An 18,656-nucleotide genomic window follows, 5' to 3' on the forward strand; every position below is an offset into this window, starting at 1 on the left:
CACGCGTCCGGAGCTGGCTCCTGACAACACGGCGTCCCTGGATAGAGCGGTAATGAATAAACAATACCAGCGGGTTTTGGTTACTACCCCACATCCTTTACTGCGGCTTGTCTGTCTGGGTCTGGTCACGTTCATCTTCACCTTATTTTCCCTTGAGCTGACTCGCTTCGGTACGCTGCTGGCGCCATTGTGGTTCCCGACCTCCATTATGATGGTGGCGTTTTACCGCCATGCGGGAAAAATGTGGCCCGGCATCGCCCTCGCCTGCTCCTTTGGCAATATTTTTGCCTCGTGGATGCTCTTTTCATGGGAATCAATCAACTTAACCTACACGGCAATCAATATTATTGAGGCCTGTGTTGGTGCGGTGTTGCTGCGTAAGCTGCTCCCCTGGTATAACCCGCTGCAAAACCTCAACGACTGGATACGCCTTGCCCTCGGCAGCGCCCTGGTGCCGCCGCTGGTGGGCGGCATTCTGGTTCATTTTCTGGTGCCAGGCGCGGAGCCGCTGCGTAATTTTCTGTTTTGGGTACTTTCAGAAGCCATTGGCGCGCTGGCGCTTGTACCGTTAGGTCTGCTGTTTAAACCGCATTACCTGCTGCGTCACCGCAACCCGAGACTGTTGCTGGAAACGCTGGTGACCCTGGTCGTTACGCTGGTTCTTAGCTGGACGGCAATCACCTGGCTGCCGTGGCCGTTCACCTGCATCATCGTTTTGCTGATGTGGAGCGCGGTACGCCTGCCGCGAATGGAAGCATTCCTGATTTTTTTATTCACCATCATGATGGTGTCCTTGATGATGGCGCGAAACCCGCCCTCCATGACACCTTCAAACATGATGGTGACCTTCAACGCGCCATGGCTTCCCTTCCTGATGATGCTGCTCCCCGCCAACATTATGACGATGGTGATGTATGCCTTCCGGGCCGAGCGTAAACATATTACGGAAAGCGAAGAACGTTTTCGTAATGCGATGGAATATTCCGCGATTGGTATGGCGCTGGTGGGCATTGAGGGCCAGTGGCTTCAGGCCAACAAGGCGCTGTGCAATTTCCTCGGTTACAGTCAGTCTGAGCTTCAGTCGCTCACGTTCCAGCAGTTAACCTGGCCGGAAGATTTAAATACCGACCTGGAGCAGTTGCAACAGCTGATTAACGGGGAGATCAACAGCTACAGCCTCGAAAAACGCTACTACACCCGCAGCGGCGAGGTGGTGTGGGCGCTGCTGGCCGTTTCCGTTGTGCGCCATGCAGACGGCACGCCGCTCTACTTTATTGCCCAGATTGAAGACATCAACGACCTGAAACAGACCGAGTGGGTGAATAAGCGTCTGATGGAGCGTATCACCCTCGCGAACGAAGCCGGCGGCATCGGGATCTGGGAGTGGGATCTCGAGCCGGACGTGATCAGCTGGGATAAACGGATGTTTGAGCTGTACGAGATCCCCCCGCACATTAAACCCACCTGGCAGCTCTGGCATGCGGCCATGGTGCCTGAAGATCGTGCGCACGCCGAACAGGTACTGCGTGAGTCACTCCAGGCCAGGGTGCCTTTCAAGCTGGAATTTCGCATTCGCGTCAAGGATGGCATTCGCCACATTCGTTCGCTGGCGAACCGGGTGCTGAACAAACAGGGCGAAGTGGAGCGGCTGTTAGGGATCAACATGGATATGACCGAGGTGAAGCAGTTGAACGAGGCGCTGTTCCAGGAAAAAGAGCGCCTGCATATCACCCTCGACTCCATCGGCGAAGCGGTGCTGTGCACCGATATCGACATGAACATCACCTTTATGAACCCGGTCGCCGAGAAGATGAGCGGCTGGTCGCAAAGCGAAGCGCTGGGTCAGCCCGTTCTGAAGGTGCTGCACATTACCTTCGGCGAGAACGGCCCGTTAATGGAAAACATCCACAGCGGCGATATGTCCCGTACCGATATCGAACAGGATGTGGTGCTTAACTGCCGGAATGGCGGCAGTTTCGACATTCATTACAGCATTACCCCGCTCAGCACCCTGGAGGGGCACGCTATCGGCTCGGTGCTGGTGATTCAGGATGTCACCGAGTCGCGCAAAATGCTGCGCCAGCTGAGCTACAGCGCTTCCCATGACGCCCTTACCCACCTGGCGAACCGCGTCAGTTTTGAAAACCATCTTAAGCGCCTGTTGCAGACGGTACAGGAGACCCATCAGCGTCACGCGCTGGTCTTTATCGATCTTGACCGTTTTAAGGCGGTGAACGATACCGCAGGCCACGCGGCGGGCGACGCGCTCCTGCGCGAACTCTCTTCGCTGATGCTGACCATGCTGCGCTCCAGCGACGTGCTGGCGCGTCTGGGCGGCGACGAGTTTGGCCTGCTGCTGCCGGACTGCAACGTCGAAAGCGCACGCTATATTGCGGGCCGGTTGATCGACGCCATCAACAACTATCATTTTTCCTGGGAAGGACGCCTGCACCGCATCGGCGCCAGCGCGGGGATCACATTGATTGACGACGCTAATTATCAGACAGCGGAAGTGATGTCTCAGGCCGATATAGCCTGTTACGCCTCGAAAAACAGCGGGCGCGGTGTGGTCACCGTCTATGAACCCCAGCAGGAGCGGATCCACAGCACGCGCAGCATGATGTCGCTGGATGAGCAGTGGCACATGATCAAAGATAATCATCTGCTGATGATCGCCCGCAGCGTCGCCTCACCGCGCATTCCCGAGAGCAGTAGCTTCTGGCTGATTTCCCTGCGGTTGTGGACCAGCCAGGGGGAAGTGCTGGAAGAGCATGCCTTCCGCGCAGGGCTGGCGGAGCCGGAGCTGCTGCACGCCCTTGACCGACGTATATTCAGCGAATTTTTCCGTACCTATGCCGCACAGGTGGCGGCCAAAGGGATGGGCGTCGCGCTGCCGCTCTCAGAAGCGGGTTTAGCCAGCGTCACGCTGGTGGATGAGCTGCTCGACCTGATCACCAGAGGTCCGCTGCCGGCGCGGCTGCTGCATCTGGCGATCGCCGTTGATGTGCTGAGCAATACGGATGAAAACGTGCAGCAGGGTCTGCAAAAGCTTCGTCAGGCTGGCTGTCGCGTGGTGCTGACCCGGGTTGGACGCGATATGAACGTCTTCAGCCAGCTCAGCGCCAACACCGCTGATTATCTGCTGCTGGATGCAGACGTGGTGACCAACGTCCACGGCAATCTGATGGATGAGATGATGGTGACCATCATTCAGGGCCACGCCCAGCGTCTGGGCATAAAAACCATTGCCGGGCCATGCCATCAGTCGATCATGATGAATACGCTGTCGGGCATCGGCATTGACTTTATTTACGGCGACACCATCGGGGAAGCGCAGCCGCTCGATCTACTGCTGAATACCAGCTATTTCGCCATCAACTGACGGCGACCAGCCGTCGGTGTACCAGATATGTAACAGCGCATACGAGCGCCACGGCTGCCAGCGCTCGGCATAGCGACGGATCTGCGCGGGCGTCATACCGGCAAAGCGCTGTTTAATGAGATAATCATCCGGCAGGAAAACATCCTTCGCCTGCCAGCCGCGCAAGGCCAGATAATTTGCGGTCCAGCGCCCGATGCCGGGGCGCTGCTGTAGCGCCTTCATCCCGGCCTCGACGTTCGCAGGCGGGAACAGCGGGAATTCACCCTCCACCACCGACTGCGCCAGATGAATCAACGACTCCGCACGCTTGAGCGGCATCCCAAGGGCTTTCAACGCCAGCGGATCCACCGCGGCCAGTACCTCTGGCGGAGGAAAACAGAGGTAGCCCGGCGCGTCCTGGATGGGTTCACCGCACAGCGCCACCACTCTTGACGCCAGTTTTGCCGCCATCGCCACGCTCACCAGTTGCCCGAGAATGGCGCGCACGCCCTGCTCATAGGCATCCATCGCGCCCGGCAAACGTAACCCCGGCCGCGCCGCGCCGAGATCGCCCAGGGTCTGCGCAATTCTTAGCGGGTCGCAATCAAGATCGAACAGGCGGGCAATGCGGTCCAGGCAAATATCCGCCACCGGGATCAGGCCAGGGCTGAGCGACACCGCCAGCGTATGGGTTGCGCTGTCTGGCACAACCCGAAATATGCCCTGATGCCCCGCATAGCCAAAACTGCGTTCGTAGTAATCCTCCGTAACGGTCTCAACCCCTGTGACCGCACGCGCGGCAAAAAAGCCAAACATCCACTGCCAGTCGTAGGGCGGTTGCCAGTTCAGGGTGAACATCGTCTCTCCTTTTGTATTTACCTCAGCATAAACCGAAAGATCGCGTTGCGCCTTGCTTTCATATTCCTGTTGTCGCCTGGCAGACATTTCGCTAAAGTCTCGCCCCTTCTCACCGGCATGGGGATTTATTGTGTTTATTGGATTCGACTACGGCACCGCAAACTGCTCGGTTGCGATAATGCAAAACGGACAACCGCAGCTCCTGAAAATGGAAAACGGCAGTACGCTGTTGCCGTCAATGCTCTGTGCGCCCACGCGTGAAGCGGTGAGCGAGTGGCTGTTCCGCCATCATCAGGTTCCGGCCACGGCGGCGGAAACCCAGGCGCTGCTGCGCCGTGCGGTCAGCTTTAACCGCGAGGAAGATATCGACGTTACCCCTTCCAGCGTGCAGTTCGGCCTCTCTTCCCTCGGGCAGTACATTGAAGACCCGGAAGAGGTCTACTTCGTTAAATCGCCGAAATCCTTCCTTGGCGCCAGCGGACTGAAGCCACAGCAGGTGGCGATGTTTGAAGATCTGGTCTGCGCAATGATGCTGCACATTCGCAATCAGGCGCAGTCGCAGGTGCCGGATGCCATCACCCAGGCGGTGATTGGCCGTCCGATCAACTTCCAGGGGCTGGGCGGCGACGAAGCCAACCAACAGGCGCAGGGGATCCTTGAGCGTGCAGCGCACCGGGCTGGCTTCCGTGACGTGGTGTTCCAGTATGAGCCTGTTGCGGCGGGGCTGGATTTTGAAGCCACGCTGACGGAAGAGAAACGGGTGCTGGTGGTGGACATCGGCGGTGGTACGACGGACTGTTCATTACTGCTGATGGGTCCGCAGTGGCATCATCGTCGCGATCGTGAAAACAGCCTGCTGGGGCACAGCGGCTGCCGCGTGGGCGGTAACGATCTGGATATCGCCCTGGCATTCAAGAGCCTGATGCCGCTGCTCGGCATGGGCGGCCAAACCGAGAAAGGCATCGCCCTGCCGATCCTGCCATGGTGGAATGCGATTGCCATCAACGACGTCCCTGCCCAGAGTGATTTTTACAGCACCGCGAATGGGCGTTTCCTTAACGATCTGGTGCGTGATGCGCAGGATGCAGAGAAGGTCGCGCTGCTGTATAAGGTGTGGCGTCAGCGTCTGAGCTACCGGGTGGTGCGCACCGCCGAAGAGAGCAAAATCGCCCTTTCCGATCGTCCTGAGCATGAGGTTACGCTGCCGTTTATCAGTGACGATCTGGCTACGGCTATCACCCAGGAAGGGCTGGAAATGGCGCTGGCTCAGCCGCTACAGCGTATTCTGGAGCAGGTGCAGCTGGCGCTTGAGAATGGCAAAGAGAAACCGGACGTGATTTACCTGACCGGCGGTAGCGCCCGTTCACCGCTGATCAAGAAAGCGCTGGCGGAACAGCTGCCGGGGATCCCGATTGCCGGCGGCGATGACTTTGGCTCCGTTACGGCAGGACTGGCCCGCTGGGCGCAGGTGGTGTTTAGCTAATGGGGTTGTGCCGGGTGGCGCTGCGCTTACCCGGCCTACGGTTCGAGGATCTTGTAGGCCGGGTAAGGCGAAGCCGCCACCCGGCGAAACAACGCACCACACTCAGACCATTCCTGACAGTCTTCCATATTTCCTCCATTTTTCCGCTGTGTTACCTGACTAAACTAGTATCATTCCCCGAAAGTGTTTCAGGACGAGAACGTATAACGATGAAAGGCAGTAACAAATCCCGCTGGGCAATCGCCGTTGGTCTGATTGTGGTGGTCCTGGCCGCCGCCTGGTACTGGCACAGCCAGTCCGCGAACTCCACGGCACCTGCTGGCGCCAATAGCCCCTCACAACGTCCAACGGGCGGCGGGCGCCACGGTATGCGCGGCACGGCGCTGGCACCGGTGCAGGCGGCAACGGCGGTGAATAAAGCGGTGCCTCGTTATCTCTCCGGGCTGGGAACCATTACCGCCGCCAACACCGTGACGGTACGTAGCCGCGTGGACGGTCAGCTGATGGCCATCCACTTCCAGGAAGGCCAGCAGGTGAAAGCCGGCGATCTGCTGGCGGAAATCGACCCAAGCCAGTTTAAGGTGGCCCTGGCGCAGGCGCAGGGGCAGCTCGCGAAAGACAAAGCCACCCTCGCCAATGCCCGCCGCGATTTAGCCCGCTATCAGCAGCTGGTAAAAACCAACCTCGTGTCGCGCCAGGAGCTGGATACCCAGCAGTCTCTGGTCAGTGAATCTCAGGGCACCATCAAGGCCGACGAAGCCGCGGTCGCCAGCGCCCAGCTCCAGCTCGACTGGAGCCGGATCACCGCGCCGATTGACGGCCGCGTGGGCCTGAAACAGGTTGATATCGGCAACCAAATCTCCAGCGGCGACACCACGGGCATCGTGGTGATCACCCAAACGCACCCTATCGATCTCGTCTTTACCCTGCCGGAAAGCGACATTGCGACGGTGATACAGGCGCAGAAGGCCGGAAAAGCGCTGGTGGTTGAAGCCTGGGATCGCACCAACAAGCAGAAGCTGAGCGAAGGTTCGCTACTTAGCCTGGATAACCAGATCGATACCACCACCGGCACCATCAAGCTTAAAGCACGCTTCAACAATCAGGACGATGCCCTGTTCCCGAATCAGTTCGTCAATGCGCGAATGCTGGTCGCGACAGAAGAAAACGCCGTGGTGATCCCGACGGCGGCCCTGCAAATGGGCAGTGAAGGCAACTTTGTCTGGGTGCTGAACAGCGAAAACAAGGTCAGCAAACATCTGGTGAAAACCGGGATCCAGGACAGTCAGACGGTGGTGATCAGTGCCGGGCTGTCCGCTGGCGACCGCGTCGTGACCGACGGTATTGACCGTCTGACCGAAGGGGCGCAGGTCGAGGTGGTGGAAGCGCAGAATACAGGAGCAAAAGCCTGATGCAGGTGATGCCGCCGAGCTCTACAGGTGGGCCATCACGCCTGTTTATCTTACGTCCGGTTGCGACGACCCTGTTGATGGTGGCGATCCTGCTGGCCGGGATCATTGGCTACCGTTTTCTGCCCGTGTCGGCGCTGCCGGAAGTGGACTACCCGACCATTCAGGTTGTCACCCTCTATCCGGGCGCCAGTCCGGATGTGGTGACGTCCGCCATCACCGCCCCGCTGGAGCGTCAGTTTGGCCAGATGTCTGGCCTGAAGCAGATGTCCTCCCAGAGCTCCGGCGGCGCCTCGGTCGTCACGCTTCAGTTCCAGCTCACGCTGTCGCTGGACGTCGCCGAGCAGGAGGTGCAGGCCGCGATTAACGCCGCCACTAACCTGCTGCCGTCTGACCTGCCGAATCCACCGGTTTACAGCAAGGTCAACCCGGCAGACCCGCCGATCATGACCCTTGCCGTCACCTCCTCCGCCATGCCGATGACGCAGGTGGAAGACATGGTCGAAACCCGCGTGGCGCAGAAGATTTCGCAGGTGACCGGCGTCGGGCTGGTGACGCTGGCGGGCGGTCAACGCCCCGCTGTGCGCGTTAAGCTCAATGCCCAGGCCATTGCCGCGCTGGGGTTAACCAGCGAAACCATTCGCACCGCCATCAGCAGCGCCAACGTTAACTCAGCGAAGGGCTCGCTCGACGGCCCAACCCGTGCGGTTACGCTCTCCGCCAACGACCAGATGCAGTCCGCCGATGAATACCGCCAGCTGATTGTGGCCTATCAAAACGGCGCGCCGATCCGCCTCGGCGACGTGGCAACCGTCGAACAAGGCGCGGAAAACAGCTGGCTCGGGGCGTGGGCCAATAAGCAGCAGGCGATTGTCATGAACGTTCAGCGCCAGCCGGGCGCGAACATTATTGATACCGCCGACAGCATTCGCACCATGCTGCCGCAGCTGGTGGAAAGCCTGCCAAAATCGGTGAGCGTGAAAGTGCTTTCTGACCGCACCACGAATATTCGCGCCTCGGTGTCAGACACCCAGTTCGAGCTGATGCTGGCGATTGCGCTGGTGGTGATGATCATCTACCTGTTCCTGCGCAACGTTCCGGCAACCATCATTCCCGCCGTCGCCGTGCCGCTCTCGCTGGTCGGGACGTTTGCGGTGATGGTGTTCCTCGACTTTTCGATTAATAACCTGACGCTGATGGCGCTCACCATCGCCACCGGGTTCGTGGTGGACGATGCCATCGTGGTCATCGAGAACATCTCGCGCTATATCGAAAAAGGTGAAAAGCCCTTAGCCGCCGCGCTGAAGGGCGCAGGAGAAATTGGCTTTACCATCATCTCGCTCACCTTCTCGCTGATTGCGGTGCTGATCCCGCTGCTGTTTATGGGCGATATCGTCGGGCGGCTGTTCCGCGAGTTTGCCGTGACGCTGGCGGTCGCCATTCTGATCTCTGCCGTGGTGTCGCTGACGCTAACGCCGATGATGTGCGCCCGCATGCTGAGCCACGAATCTTTGCGCAAGCAAAACCGCTTCTCGCGCGCCTCCGAGCGGATGTTCGAGCGCATTATCGCCGCCTACGGCCGCGTGCTGGCGAAAGTCCTGAACCATCCCTGGGCGACGCTCGGCGTGGCGCTCGGCACCCTGGCGCTCAGCGTGATGCTGTGGATTTTCATTCCGAAAGGCTTCTTCCCGATTCAGGACAACGGCATTATTCAGGGCACGCTTCAGGCGCCGCAGACGGTCTCCTTCGCCAACATGGCGCAGCGCCAGCAGCAGGTGTCTGAGATCATCATGAAAGATCCGGCGGTGGAAAGCCTGACTGCCTACGTGGGCGTGGACGGCACCAACCCGTCGCTCAACAGCGCGCGCCTGCAAATTAACCTTAAACCGCTCGATGACCGCGACGATCGCGTCAACGCGGTAATTGAGCGACTGCAAAGCGCGGTGGCGCGCGTGCCGGGCATTGAGCTGTATCTGCAACCGATCCAGGATTTAACCATTGATACGCAGGTGAGCCGCACGCAGTACCAGTTTACGCTCCAGGCCACCTCGCTTGATGCACTCAGCACCTGGGTGCCGCAGCTGGTGGATAAGCTGAAAGCACTGCCGCAGGTTTCTGACGTCAGCAGCGACTGGCAGGATAAAGGGCTGGCGGCGTACGTGAACGTCAACCGCGACACTGCCAGCCGTCTGGGCATTACCATGTCCGACGTGGATAACGCCCTGTATAACGCCTTTGGTCAGCGACTGATCTCCACCATTTACACCCAGGCCAACCAGTATCGCGTGGTGCTGGAACATAACACCGAGAACACGCCCGGGCTTGCCGCGCTGGACTCGATACGCCTGACCAGCAAAGACGGCGGGATTGTGCCGCTCAGCGCCATTGCCAGCGTGGAAGAGCGCCACACCCCGCTGTCGATTAACCATCTCGATCAGTTCCCGTCCACCACCATTTCGTTCAACGTGCCGGATGGGTATTCCCTGGGCGAAGCGGTGGAGGCCATTCTGGGCGCGGAGAAAGAACTCAGTTTCCCGTCCGATATTCAGACCCAGTTCCAGGGCAGTACGCTGGCGTTCCAGGCCGCGCTGGGCAGCACCGTCTGGCTGATTGTCGCGGCGGTGGTGGCGATGTATATCGTGCTTGGCGTGCTGTATGAGAGTTTCATCCACCCGATCACCATCCTCTCCACCCTGCCGACGGCGGGCGTGGGGGCGCTGCTGGCGCTGATGCTGGCGGGGAGCGAACTGGACGTGATTGCGATAATTGGCATCATCCTGCTTATCGGCATCGTGAAGAAAAACGCCATCATGATGATCGACTTTGCACTGGCCGCCGAGCGCGAGCAGGGTATGGCGCCGCGCGAGGCCATTTACCAGGCCTGCCTGCTGCGTTTTCGCCCGATCCTGATGACCACCCTCGCCGCCCTGCTGGGCGCGCTGCCGCTGATGCTGAGCACCGGCGTGGGGGCCGAACTGCGCCGTCCGCTGGGCATCGGCATGGTAGGCGGTCTGCTGGTGAGCCAGGTGCTGACGCTGTTTACCACGCCGGTTATCTACCTGCTGTTTGACCGTCTGGCCCTGTGGACGAAAAGCCGCTTCCCGAAACGTGAAGAGGAGGCGTAAGTGAAGTTTTTCGCCCTCTTCATTTACCGTCCGGTGGCGACGATTTTACTCTCCGTCGCTATCACCCTGTGCGGCGTGCTCGGCTTCCGGCTGCTGCCGGTGGCCCCGCTGCCGCAGGTCGATTTCCCGGTGATCATGGTCAGCGCCTCGCTGCCGGGTGCCTCGCCGGAAACCATGGCCTCATCGGTGGCGACGCCGCTTGAGCGATCGCTTGGGCGAATTGCCGGGGTTAACGAGATGACCTCCAGCAGTTCGCTGGGCAGCACGCGCATCATTCTGGAATTTAACTTCGACCGGGATATTAACGGTGCGGCGCGTGACGTGCAGGCCGCGATTAACGCCGCCCAAAGCCTGCTGCCGAGCGGCATGCCGAGCCGTCCAACCTACCGCAAGGCCAACCCGTCCGATGCGCCGATCATGATCCTGACGCTTACGTCAGAGACCTACTCCCAGGGCGAGCTGTACGATTTTGCCTCCACCCAGCTGGCGCAAACCATCGCCCAGATTGACGGCGTGGGTGACGTGGACGTCGGCGGCAGCTCCTTGCCCGCCGTGCGCGTGGGGCTGAATCCGCAGGCGCTGTTTAATCAGGGCGTGTCGCTGGACGACGTGCGTTCCGCCATCAGCAACGCCAACGTGCGTAAGCCGCAGGGTGCGATTGAGGACAGCAGCCACCGCTGGCAGATCCAGACCAACGACGAGCTGAAAACCGCCGCCGAGTATCAGCCGTTGATTATTCACTACAACAACGGCGCGGCGGTGCGCCTGAGCGACGTCGCCAGCGTCACCGATTCGGTGCAGGACGTGCGTAACGCCGGGATGACCAATGCCAAACCGGCGATTTTGCTGATGATCCGCAAGCTGCCGGAAGCCAACATCATTCAGACGGTGAACAGCATCCGCGCGCGGCTGCCGGAGCTTCAGGAAACCATTCCGGCGGCCATCGATCTACAGATTGCGCAGGACCGTTCCCCCACCATCCGCGCCTCGCTTGAAGAGGTAGAGCAAACGCTGATCATCTCCGTCGCGCTGGTAATTCTGGTGGTGTTCCTGTTCCTGCGCTCGGGGCGCGCCACGCTGATCCCGGCGGTAGCGGTCCCGGTATCGCTGATAGGCACCTTTGCCGCCATGTACCTGTGCGGGTTTAGCCTTAACAACCTGTCGCTGATGGCGCTGACGATTGCCACCGGGTTTGTGGTGGATGATGCCATCGTGGTGCTGGAGAATATCTCGCGTCATCTGGAAGCGGGCATGAAGCCGCTCCAGGCGGCGCTTCAGGGGACGCGCGAAGTGGGCTTCACGGTCCTGTCCATGAGCCTGTCGCTGGTGGCGGTGTTCCTGCCGCTGCTGCTGATGGGCGGCCTGCCGGGGCGACTGCTGCGCGAATTTGCCGTCACGCTCTCCGTCGCCATTGGTATCTCACTGGTGATTTCGCTGACGCTAACGCCGATGATGTGCGGCTGGATGCTAAAGCGCAGCCAACCGCACTCACAGCCACGCCGGAAAGGCTTTGGCCGCGTCCTGATGGCGATGCAGTCCGGCTACGGCAAATCGCTGAAATGGGTGCTGAACCACACGCGTATTGTCGGGCTGGTGCTTATCGCCACCATCGGGCTCAACGTCTGGATGTATATCACCATCCCGAAAACCTTCTTCCCGGAGCAGGATACCGGCGTGCTGATGGGCGGTATTCAGGCAGACCAGAGCATTTCGTTCCAGGCGATGCGCGGCAAGCTTCAGGACTTTATGAAAATCATCCGGGAAGATCCGGCCGTAGACAACGTTACCGGCTTTACCGGCGGCTCGCGCGTTAACAGCGGGATGATGTTTATTACCCTTAAGCCGCGCGGTGAACGTCACGAAACGGCGCAGCAGATCATTGACCGCTTGCGGGTGAAGCTCGCCAAAGAGCCGGGGGCGAACCTGTTTTTGATGGCCGTTCAGGATATCCGCGTCGGCGGACGACAGGCTAACGCCAGCTATCAGTACACCCTGCTCTCAGATGACTTAGCTGCCCTGCGCGAGTGGGAGCCTAAGATCCGTAAAGCGCTGGCCGCACTGCCGCAGCTGGCGGACGTGAACTCCGACAGCCAGAATAACGGCGCGGAGATGGCGCTCACCTACGATCGCGAAACCATGTCCCGCCTGGGCATTAACGTTGAAGCGGCCAACAGCCTGCTTAACAACGCCTTCGGGCAGCGTGAAGTCTCCACCATCTACCAGCCGATGAACCAGTACAAGGTGGTGATGGAAGTTGATCCGCGCTACACCCAGGACATCAGCGCGCTGGACAAGATGTTTGTGATCAATAATGACGGCAAGGCGATCCCGCTGTCGTACTTCGCCAGCTGGCAGCCGTCGAACGCGCCGCTGTCGGTGAACCACCAGGGGCTTTCCGCCGCCTCGACCGTGTCGTTTAACCTGCCAACCGGCTCGTCGCTGTCTGAGGCCAGCGATGCCATTAACCGCGCCATGACCCAGCTTGGGGTGCCCTCCTCCGTGCGCGGCAGCTTTGCCGGTACGGCGCAGGTGTTCCAGGACACCATGAACTCGCAGGTCATTTTGATCCTGGCGGCCATTGCCACGGTGTACATCGTGCTGGGCGTGCTGTACGAAAGCTACGTGCATCCGTTGACCATTCTCTCCACGCTTCCCTCTGCGGGCGTGGGGGCGCTGCTGGCGCTGGAGCTGTTCGGTGCTCCATTCAGCCTCATCGCGCTCATTGGGATCATGCTATTAATAGGTATTGTGAAGAAAAACGCGATAATGATGGTCGACTTTGCCCTGGACGCCCAGCGCAACGGCAACCTGACGCCGGACGAGGCGATATTCCAGGCCTGTCTGCTGCGTTTTCGCCCGATCATGATGACTACGCTGGCCGCGCTGTTCGGCGCACTGCCGCTGGTCATATCCGGCGGTGACGGCTCTGAACTGCGCCAGCCGCTGGGGATCACGATCGTTGGTGGCCTGGTGATGAGCCAGCTGCTGACGCTCTACACCACGCCGGTAGTCTATCTGTTCTTTGACCGCCTGCGGCTGCGTTTTTCGCGTAAAAAGAGAACCACGGTGACCGAGTAAATGACCGACCTACCCAGTAACGTTCGCTGGCAATTGTGGATCGTCGCGTTCGGCTTCTTTATGCAGTCGCTGGACACGACCATCGTGAACACAGCCCTCCCCTCAATGGCGAAAAGCCTGGGGGAGAGCCCGCTGCACATGCATATGGTGATTGTCGCCTACGTGCTGACGGTCGCCGTGATGCTGCCCGCCAGCGGCTGGCTGGCGGATAAAGTGGGCGTACGGAACATCTTCTTCACCGCCATTGTGCTGTTTACCACCGGCTCGCTGTTTTGCGCCCAGGCCAATACCCTTGACCAGCTGGTGATGGCGCGCGTGCTACAGGGCGTCGGCGGCGCGATGATGGTGCCCGTCGGGCGGTTAACGGTGATGAAAATTGTTCCGCGCGCGCAGTATATGGCGGCGATGACCTTCGTCACCCTGCCCGGTCAGGTCGGCCCGCTGCTGGGCCCGGCGCTGGGCGGTATTCTGGTGGAGTATGCCTCCTGGCACTGGATCTTCCTGATCAACCTGCCGGTCGGTATTATCGGCGCGATTGCCACCCTGACGCTGATGCCGAACTATAAAATGCAGACCCGGCGCTTTGATTTCTTTGGCTTCATCCTGCTGGCAGCTGGCATGGCGACGCTCACCCTGGCGCTCGACGGGCAAAAAGGGCTGGGGATCTCCTCCCTGTCGCTCGCCCTGCTGGTAGCGCTGGGTGTCACCGCCATTCTCTGGTATCTGTGGCATGCCAGAGGCAACGCTAACGCGCTGTTTAGCCTGAACCTGTTCAAGAATCCCACCTACCGTCTTGGTCTGTTCGGCAGCTTTGCCGGACGCATCGGCAGCGGCATGTTGCCGTTTATGACGCCGGTATTTTTACAGATTGGGATGGGCTTCTCGCCGTTTCATGCCGGGCTGATGATGATCCCGATGGTGCTCGGCAGCATGGGGATGAAGCGTATTGTGGTGCAGGTGGTAAACCGCTTTGGCTATCGCCGGGTGCTGGTGGCCGCCACGCTCGGGCTGGCGCTGGTTAGTCTGCTGTTTATGACCGTGGCACTGCTGGGCTGGTACTACATCCTGCCGCTGGTGCTGTTCTGCCAGGGGATCATCAACTCCATGCGCTTCTCGTCGATGAACACCCTGACGCTGAAAGATCTGCCGGACGAACTGGCGAGCAGTGGTAACAGCCTGCTGTCGATGATCATGCAGCTCTCTATGAGCGTGGGGGTCACGGTCGCCGGATTGCTGCTCGGCATGTACGGTCAGCACCATCTCAGCGCCGACACCCCCGTCGCGCATCAGGTCTTTTTATACACCTACCTCAGCATGGCGGTAATTATCGCCCTGCCCGCTTTTATCTTTGCCAGAGTACCGAATGACACGACCAAAAACGTTGTGATCCGACGCGGCAAAAGGAGTGCACCATGAAATTCTTGCGTCCGGGGATCACCGGTAAGCTTTTTGTGGCGATTTTCGCTACCTGTATCGTCCTGCTGATTACCATGCACTGGGCGGTGCGGGTCAGCTTTGAGCGCGGCTTTATTGACTACATCAAGCACGGTAACGAACAGCGCTTACAGGGCTTAAGCGACGCGCTGGGGGAACAGTATAGCCTGCACGGTAACTGGCGTTTTCTGCGCAATAACGATCGTTTTATATTTCAAATTCTGCGCTCGCTGGAGCACGATAATGACGACGACCGTCCGGGGCCGGGCATGCCGCCGCACGGCTGGCGCACCCAGTTCTGGGTGATTGATCAGGAGATGCGCGTGCTTGTTGGCCCACGCTCGCCGGTACCGCCGGACGGTACAAAGCGCGCCATCACCTCGAACGGCGCCACGGTGGGCTGGGTTATTGCCTCGCCGGTCGAGCGGCTGACGCGCAACACCGACATCAACTTTGACCGCCAGCAGCGCCAGACCAGTTGGCTGATTGTCGCGCTTTCTACCCTGCTTGCGGCGCTCGCCACCTTCCCGCTGGCGCGCGGCCTGCTGGCGCCGGTTAAACGCCTGGTGGAAGGCACGCATAAGCTGGCGGCGGGTGATTTCTCGACCCGCGTGGACACCCGCAGTCAGGATGAACTGGGCAAGCTGGCGCAGGACTTCAACCAGCTCGCCAGCACGCTGGAGAAAAACCAGCAGATGCGCCGCGACTTTATGGCCGACATTTCGCACGAGCTGCGCACCCCGCTGGCGGTGCTGCGCGGCGAGCTGGAGGCGATTCAGGACGGCTTGCGGCAGTTCACCCCCGAGTCCGTGGCCTCGCTTCAGGCGGAAGTCGGCACGCTGACCAAGCTGGTGGACGATCTGCATCAGCTTTCCATGTCCGATGAAGGCGCCCTGGCCTACCAGAAAGCCCCAATCGACGTGATCAATATCCTTGAAGTCGTGACCGGCGCGTTCCGCGAACGCTTCGCCAGCCGTGACCTGAAAATCAACCTCTCGCTGCCTGACAGCGCGGTGGTATTCGGCGACAGAGATCGCCTGATGCAGCTGTTCAATAATCTGCTGGAGAACAGCCTCCGCTACACCGACGGCGGCGGCGGGTTGCATATCTCCGGCAAGCAGGAGAACGGGCGCTTTGCCCTGACCTTTGCGGACTCCGCCCCTGGCGTGAAGGATGCGCAGCTGGAAAAACTGTTCGAGCGCTTCTATCGCACCGAAGGTTCGCGTAACCGCGCCAGCGGGGGCTCCGGCCTTGGGCTGGCGATTTGCGTAAACATTGTGGAGGCGCATGGTGGCACCATCCGCGCCGCCCATTCGCCTTTTGGCGGGGTTAGCATTACAGTAGAGTTACCTCTGGAACGGGATTTATCGAGGGAAGCATGACCGAGTTACCGATTGACGACAACACACCGCGTATTTTGATCGTGGAAGACGAGCCTAAACTTGGGCAACTGCTGATCGACTATTTGCGCGCTGCGAGCTATGCGCCAACGCTTATCAGCCACGGCGACCAGGTGCTGCCCTACGTGCGCCAGACGCCGCCGGATCTGATCCTGCTGGATCTGATGCTGCCGGGTACTGACGGCCTGACCCTGTGCCGGGAAATTCGTCGTTTCTCCGATGTGCCCATCGTGATGGTGACGGCCAAAATCGAAGAGATCGACCGTCTGCTGGGGCTCGAAATCGGCGCTGACGATTACATCTGCAAGCCTTACAGCCCGCGGGAGGTGGTCGCTCGCGTGAAAACCATCCTCCGCCGCTGCAAGCCGCAGCGTGAATTGCAGGTGCTGGATGCGCAAAGCCCGCTGATCGTCGACGAAAGCCGCTTCCAGGCGAGCTGGCGCAGCAAACTATTGGATCTCACCCCCGCGGAGTTCCGCCTGCTGAAAACCCTCTCCCACGAGCCGGGAAAAGTGTTTTCCCGCGAGCAGCTGCTCAACCATCTGTATGACGATTACCGCGTGGTGACCGACCGCACCATCGACAGCCACATCAAAAACCTGCGCCGCAAGCTGGAGGCGCTGGACGCCGACCAGTCGTTTATTCGCGCGGTGTACGGCGTGGGGTATCGCTGGGAAGCGGATGCGTGCAGGATTGCCTAGTCAGTTGCGGGACAATGTAGGCCGGGTAAGGCGAAGCCGTCACCCGGCACAAGAACTTTACCTCCCCGCCCCGCAGCGCTACAATGCCCGCCCTTAAAGTGGGGGATCTCCCCTTACCGCTGCACCTGGTGCACGCGGATCTGACCTGTCATCAGAACGAGAACAAACATGTTTAAACCGGAACTCCTTTCCCCGGCGGGAACGCTGCAAAATATGCGTTACGCTTTCGCCTATGGTGCCGACGCCGTCTACGCGGGCCAGCCGCGCTATTCGCTGCGCGTGCGTAACAACGAATTCAACCACGAGAATCTTCAGCTCGGCATCAACGAAGCGCATGCCCTGGGCAAAAAATTCTACGTGGTGGTGAACATCGCGCCGCACAACGCCAAGCTGAAAACGTTCATTCGTGACCTGAAGCCGGTCGTGGAGATGGGGCCGGACGCACTGATCATGTCAGACCCGGGTTTAATCATGCTGGTTCGGGAGAACTTCCCTGATATGGACATTCACCTCTCGGTGCAGGCTAACGCCGTCAACTGGGCAACGGTGAAATTCTGGAAACAGATGGGGCTGACCCGCGTCATTCTGTCTCGCGAGCTGTCTCTCGAAGAGATCGAAGAGATCCGCACCCAGGTGCCGGATATGGAGATCGAAATCTTCGTTCACGGCGCGCTGTGCATGGCCTACTCCGGCCGCTGCCTGCTCTCTGGCTACATCAACAAGCGTGACCCGAACCAGGGCACCTGCACCAACGCCTGCCGCTGGGAATATAACGTTCAGGAAGGCAAAGAGGATGACATCGGTAACATCGTGCATAAACACGAGCCGATCCCGGTCACCAACGTTGAGCCAACGCTGGGCATCGGCGCGCCTACCGACAGCGTGTTTATGATCGAAGAAGCCAAACGTCCGGGTGAATACATGACCGCCTTTGAAGACGAGCACGGCACCTACATCATGAACTCGAAAGATCTGCGCGCCATCGCACACGTCGAGCGTTTAACCCAGATGGGCGTACACTCCCTGAAAATCGAAGGCCGCACCAAGTCCTACTACTACTGCGCTCGTACCGCGCAGGTGTATCGCAAAGCCATCGACGATGCCGCCGCCGGTAAACCGTTCGACACCAGCCTGCTGGAAACGCTGGAAGGTCTGGCGCATCGCGGCTATACCGAAGGTTTCCTGCGTCGACATACCCACGACGACTACCAGAACTACGAGCATGGCTATTCGATTTCCGAACGCCAGCAGTTTGTAGGCGACTTCACCGGCGAGCGTAAAGGCCCGCTGGCCGCCGTCGCCGTAAAAAACAAATTCACTAAAGGCGACAGCCTGGAGCTGATGACACCGCAGGGCAACATGAACTTCCGCCTGGAGCATCTGGAAAACAAAAAAGGTGAGGCGATTGAGGTCGCACCTGGCGATGGCCATGTGGTCTGGCTGCCGGTTCCTGAAGAAGTAGAGCTGGAGTTTGCGCTGCTGATGCGCAATTTTGAAGGTGAAAATACCCGAAATCCGCACGGCAAATAGTCAATCAACGGGATTTTTTCACGCTGGGATAATTCTTAGAATCGGATCACATACCGCTTCGTTCAATACGGGTATTATCCCCCCGCTGAAAAACATAACCCATAAATGCTAGCTGTACCAGGAACCACCTCCTTAGCCTGCGTAATCTCCCTTACGCGGGCTTATTTTTTTGTTAACTCCTGAAATTTTTCCCCCTGATAAATATGGCGTTGCATTGACCCGGGAAAGGTTTGTGTCAGCATTAGGCGTATCATCTAAGCAAGTCGAACGAACAAAG

At 59.4% G+C, this 18,656-nt stretch carries 10 protein-coding genes; 9 read left to right on the forward strand and 1 reads right to left on the reverse strand.

What is annotated here, in order from left to right; genetic code table 11:
• Positions 1-52 precede the first annotated feature (52 nt).
• Entirely contained in the window at positions 53-3,382 is a 3,330-nt protein-coding gene (locus tag HWQ15_RS00145; RefSeq protein ID WP_023306576.1) for a diguanylate cyclase, read from the forward strand.
• Here HWQ15_RS00145 and alkA read toward each other — a convergent pair.
• Positions 3,347-4,219, reverse strand: coding sequence for a DNA-3-methyladenine glycosylase 2 (gene alkA, locus HWQ15_RS00150; RefSeq protein WP_023300553.1), 873 nt, complete (start codon positions 4,217-4,219; stop codon positions 3,347-3,349). The genes HWQ15_RS00145 and alkA overlap by 36 nt on opposite strands.
• A gap of 130 nt (positions 4,220-4,349) precedes the next feature.
• On the opposite strand from alkA, the gene yegD reads away from it, so the two are divergent.
• From yegD to yegQ, 8 genes are all read left to right on the forward strand, one after another.
• Positions 4,350-5,702: a molecular chaperone gene (gene yegD / locus HWQ15_RS00155; protein ID WP_063148520.1), complete on the forward strand. Its 1,353-nt coding sequence runs from the start codon at positions 4,350-4,352 to the stop codon at positions 5,700-5,702.
• 209 nt (positions 5,703-5,911) lie between these two features.
• The gene (locus HWQ15_RS00160; protein ID WP_063148519.1) at positions 5,912-7,114 is read left to right on the forward strand and encodes an MdtA/MuxA family multidrug efflux RND transporter periplasmic adaptor subunit; all 1,203 of its coding nucleotides are present in this window, start codon (positions 5,912-5,914) and stop codon (positions 7,112-7,114) included.
• A complete protein-coding gene (locus tag HWQ15_RS00165; protein ID WP_023300557.1) occupies positions 7,114-10,236 on the forward strand; it encodes an MdtB/MuxB family multidrug efflux RND transporter permease subunit in 3,123 nt (1,040 codons plus the stop codon). Before HWQ15_RS00160 ends, HWQ15_RS00165 begins: the two co-directional genes overlap by 1 nt.
• Entirely contained in the window at positions 10,237-13,314 is a 3,078-nt protein-coding gene (mdtC, locus tag HWQ15_RS00170) for a multidrug efflux RND transporter permease subunit MdtC (protein ID WP_063148518.1), read from the forward strand. It abuts the gene before it with no gap.
• Complete coding sequence (locus tag HWQ15_RS00175; RefSeq protein ID WP_032623937.1) at positions 13,315-14,730, forward strand: MFS transporter; 1,416 nt, start codon at positions 13,315-13,317, stop codon at positions 14,728-14,730.
• Complete coding sequence (gene baeS, locus HWQ15_RS00180; protein WP_063148517.1) at positions 14,727-16,130, forward strand: two-component system sensor histidine kinase BaeS; 1,404 nt, start codon at positions 14,727-14,729, stop codon at positions 16,128-16,130. Before HWQ15_RS00175 ends, baeS begins: the two co-directional genes overlap by 4 nt.
• A complete protein-coding gene (gene baeR, locus HWQ15_RS00185; protein ID WP_015572364.1) occupies positions 16,127-16,849 on the forward strand; it encodes a two-component system response regulator BaeR in 723 nt (240 codons plus the stop codon). The genes baeS and baeR overlap by 4 nt, the downstream gene beginning before the upstream one ends.
• Positions 16,850-17,017: 168 nt before the next feature.
• Positions 17,018-18,379, forward strand: coding sequence for a tRNA 5-hydroxyuridine modification protein YegQ (gene yegQ / locus HWQ15_RS00190; RefSeq protein ID WP_038416385.1), 1,362 nt, complete (start codon positions 17,018-17,020; stop codon positions 18,377-18,379).
• Positions 18,380-18,656 lie beyond the last annotated feature (277 nt).

Origin of the sequence: Enterobacter sp. DSM 30060, assembly GCF_013375955.1 — a bacterium.
Lineage (GTDB): Bacteria > Pseudomonadota > Gammaproteobacteria > Enterobacterales > Enterobacteriaceae > Enterobacter > Enterobacter intestinihominis.

Coding starts and splice junctions, on each gene's coding strand:
- HWQ15_RS00175 (WP_032623937.1), top strand. CDS start 13,315: ATGACCGACCTACCCAGTAACGTTCGCTGGCAATTGTGGATCGTCGCG.
- baeR (WP_015572364.1), top strand. CDS start 16,127: ATGACCGAGTTACCGATTGACGACAACACACCGCGTATTTTGATCGTG.
- baeS (WP_063148517.1), top strand. CDS start 14,727: ATGAAATTCTTGCGTCCGGGGATCACCGGTAAGCTTTTTGTGGCGATT.
- alkA (WP_023300553.1), bottom strand. CDS start 4,219: ATGTTCACCCTGAACTGGCAACCGCCCTACGACTGGCAGTGGATGTTT.
- HWQ15_RS00160 (WP_063148519.1), top strand. CDS start 5,912: ATGAAAGGCAGTAACAAATCCCGCTGGGCAATCGCCGTTGGTCTGATT.
- HWQ15_RS00145 (WP_023306576.1), top strand. CDS start 53: ATGAATAAACAATACCAGCGGGTTTTGGTTACTACCCCACATCCTTTA.
- yegQ (WP_038416385.1), top strand. CDS start 17,018: ATGTTTAAACCGGAACTCCTTTCCCCGGCGGGAACGCTGCAAAATATG.
- HWQ15_RS00165 (WP_023300557.1), top strand. CDS start 7,114: ATGCAGGTGATGCCGCCGAGCTCTACAGGTGGGCCATCACGCCTGTTT.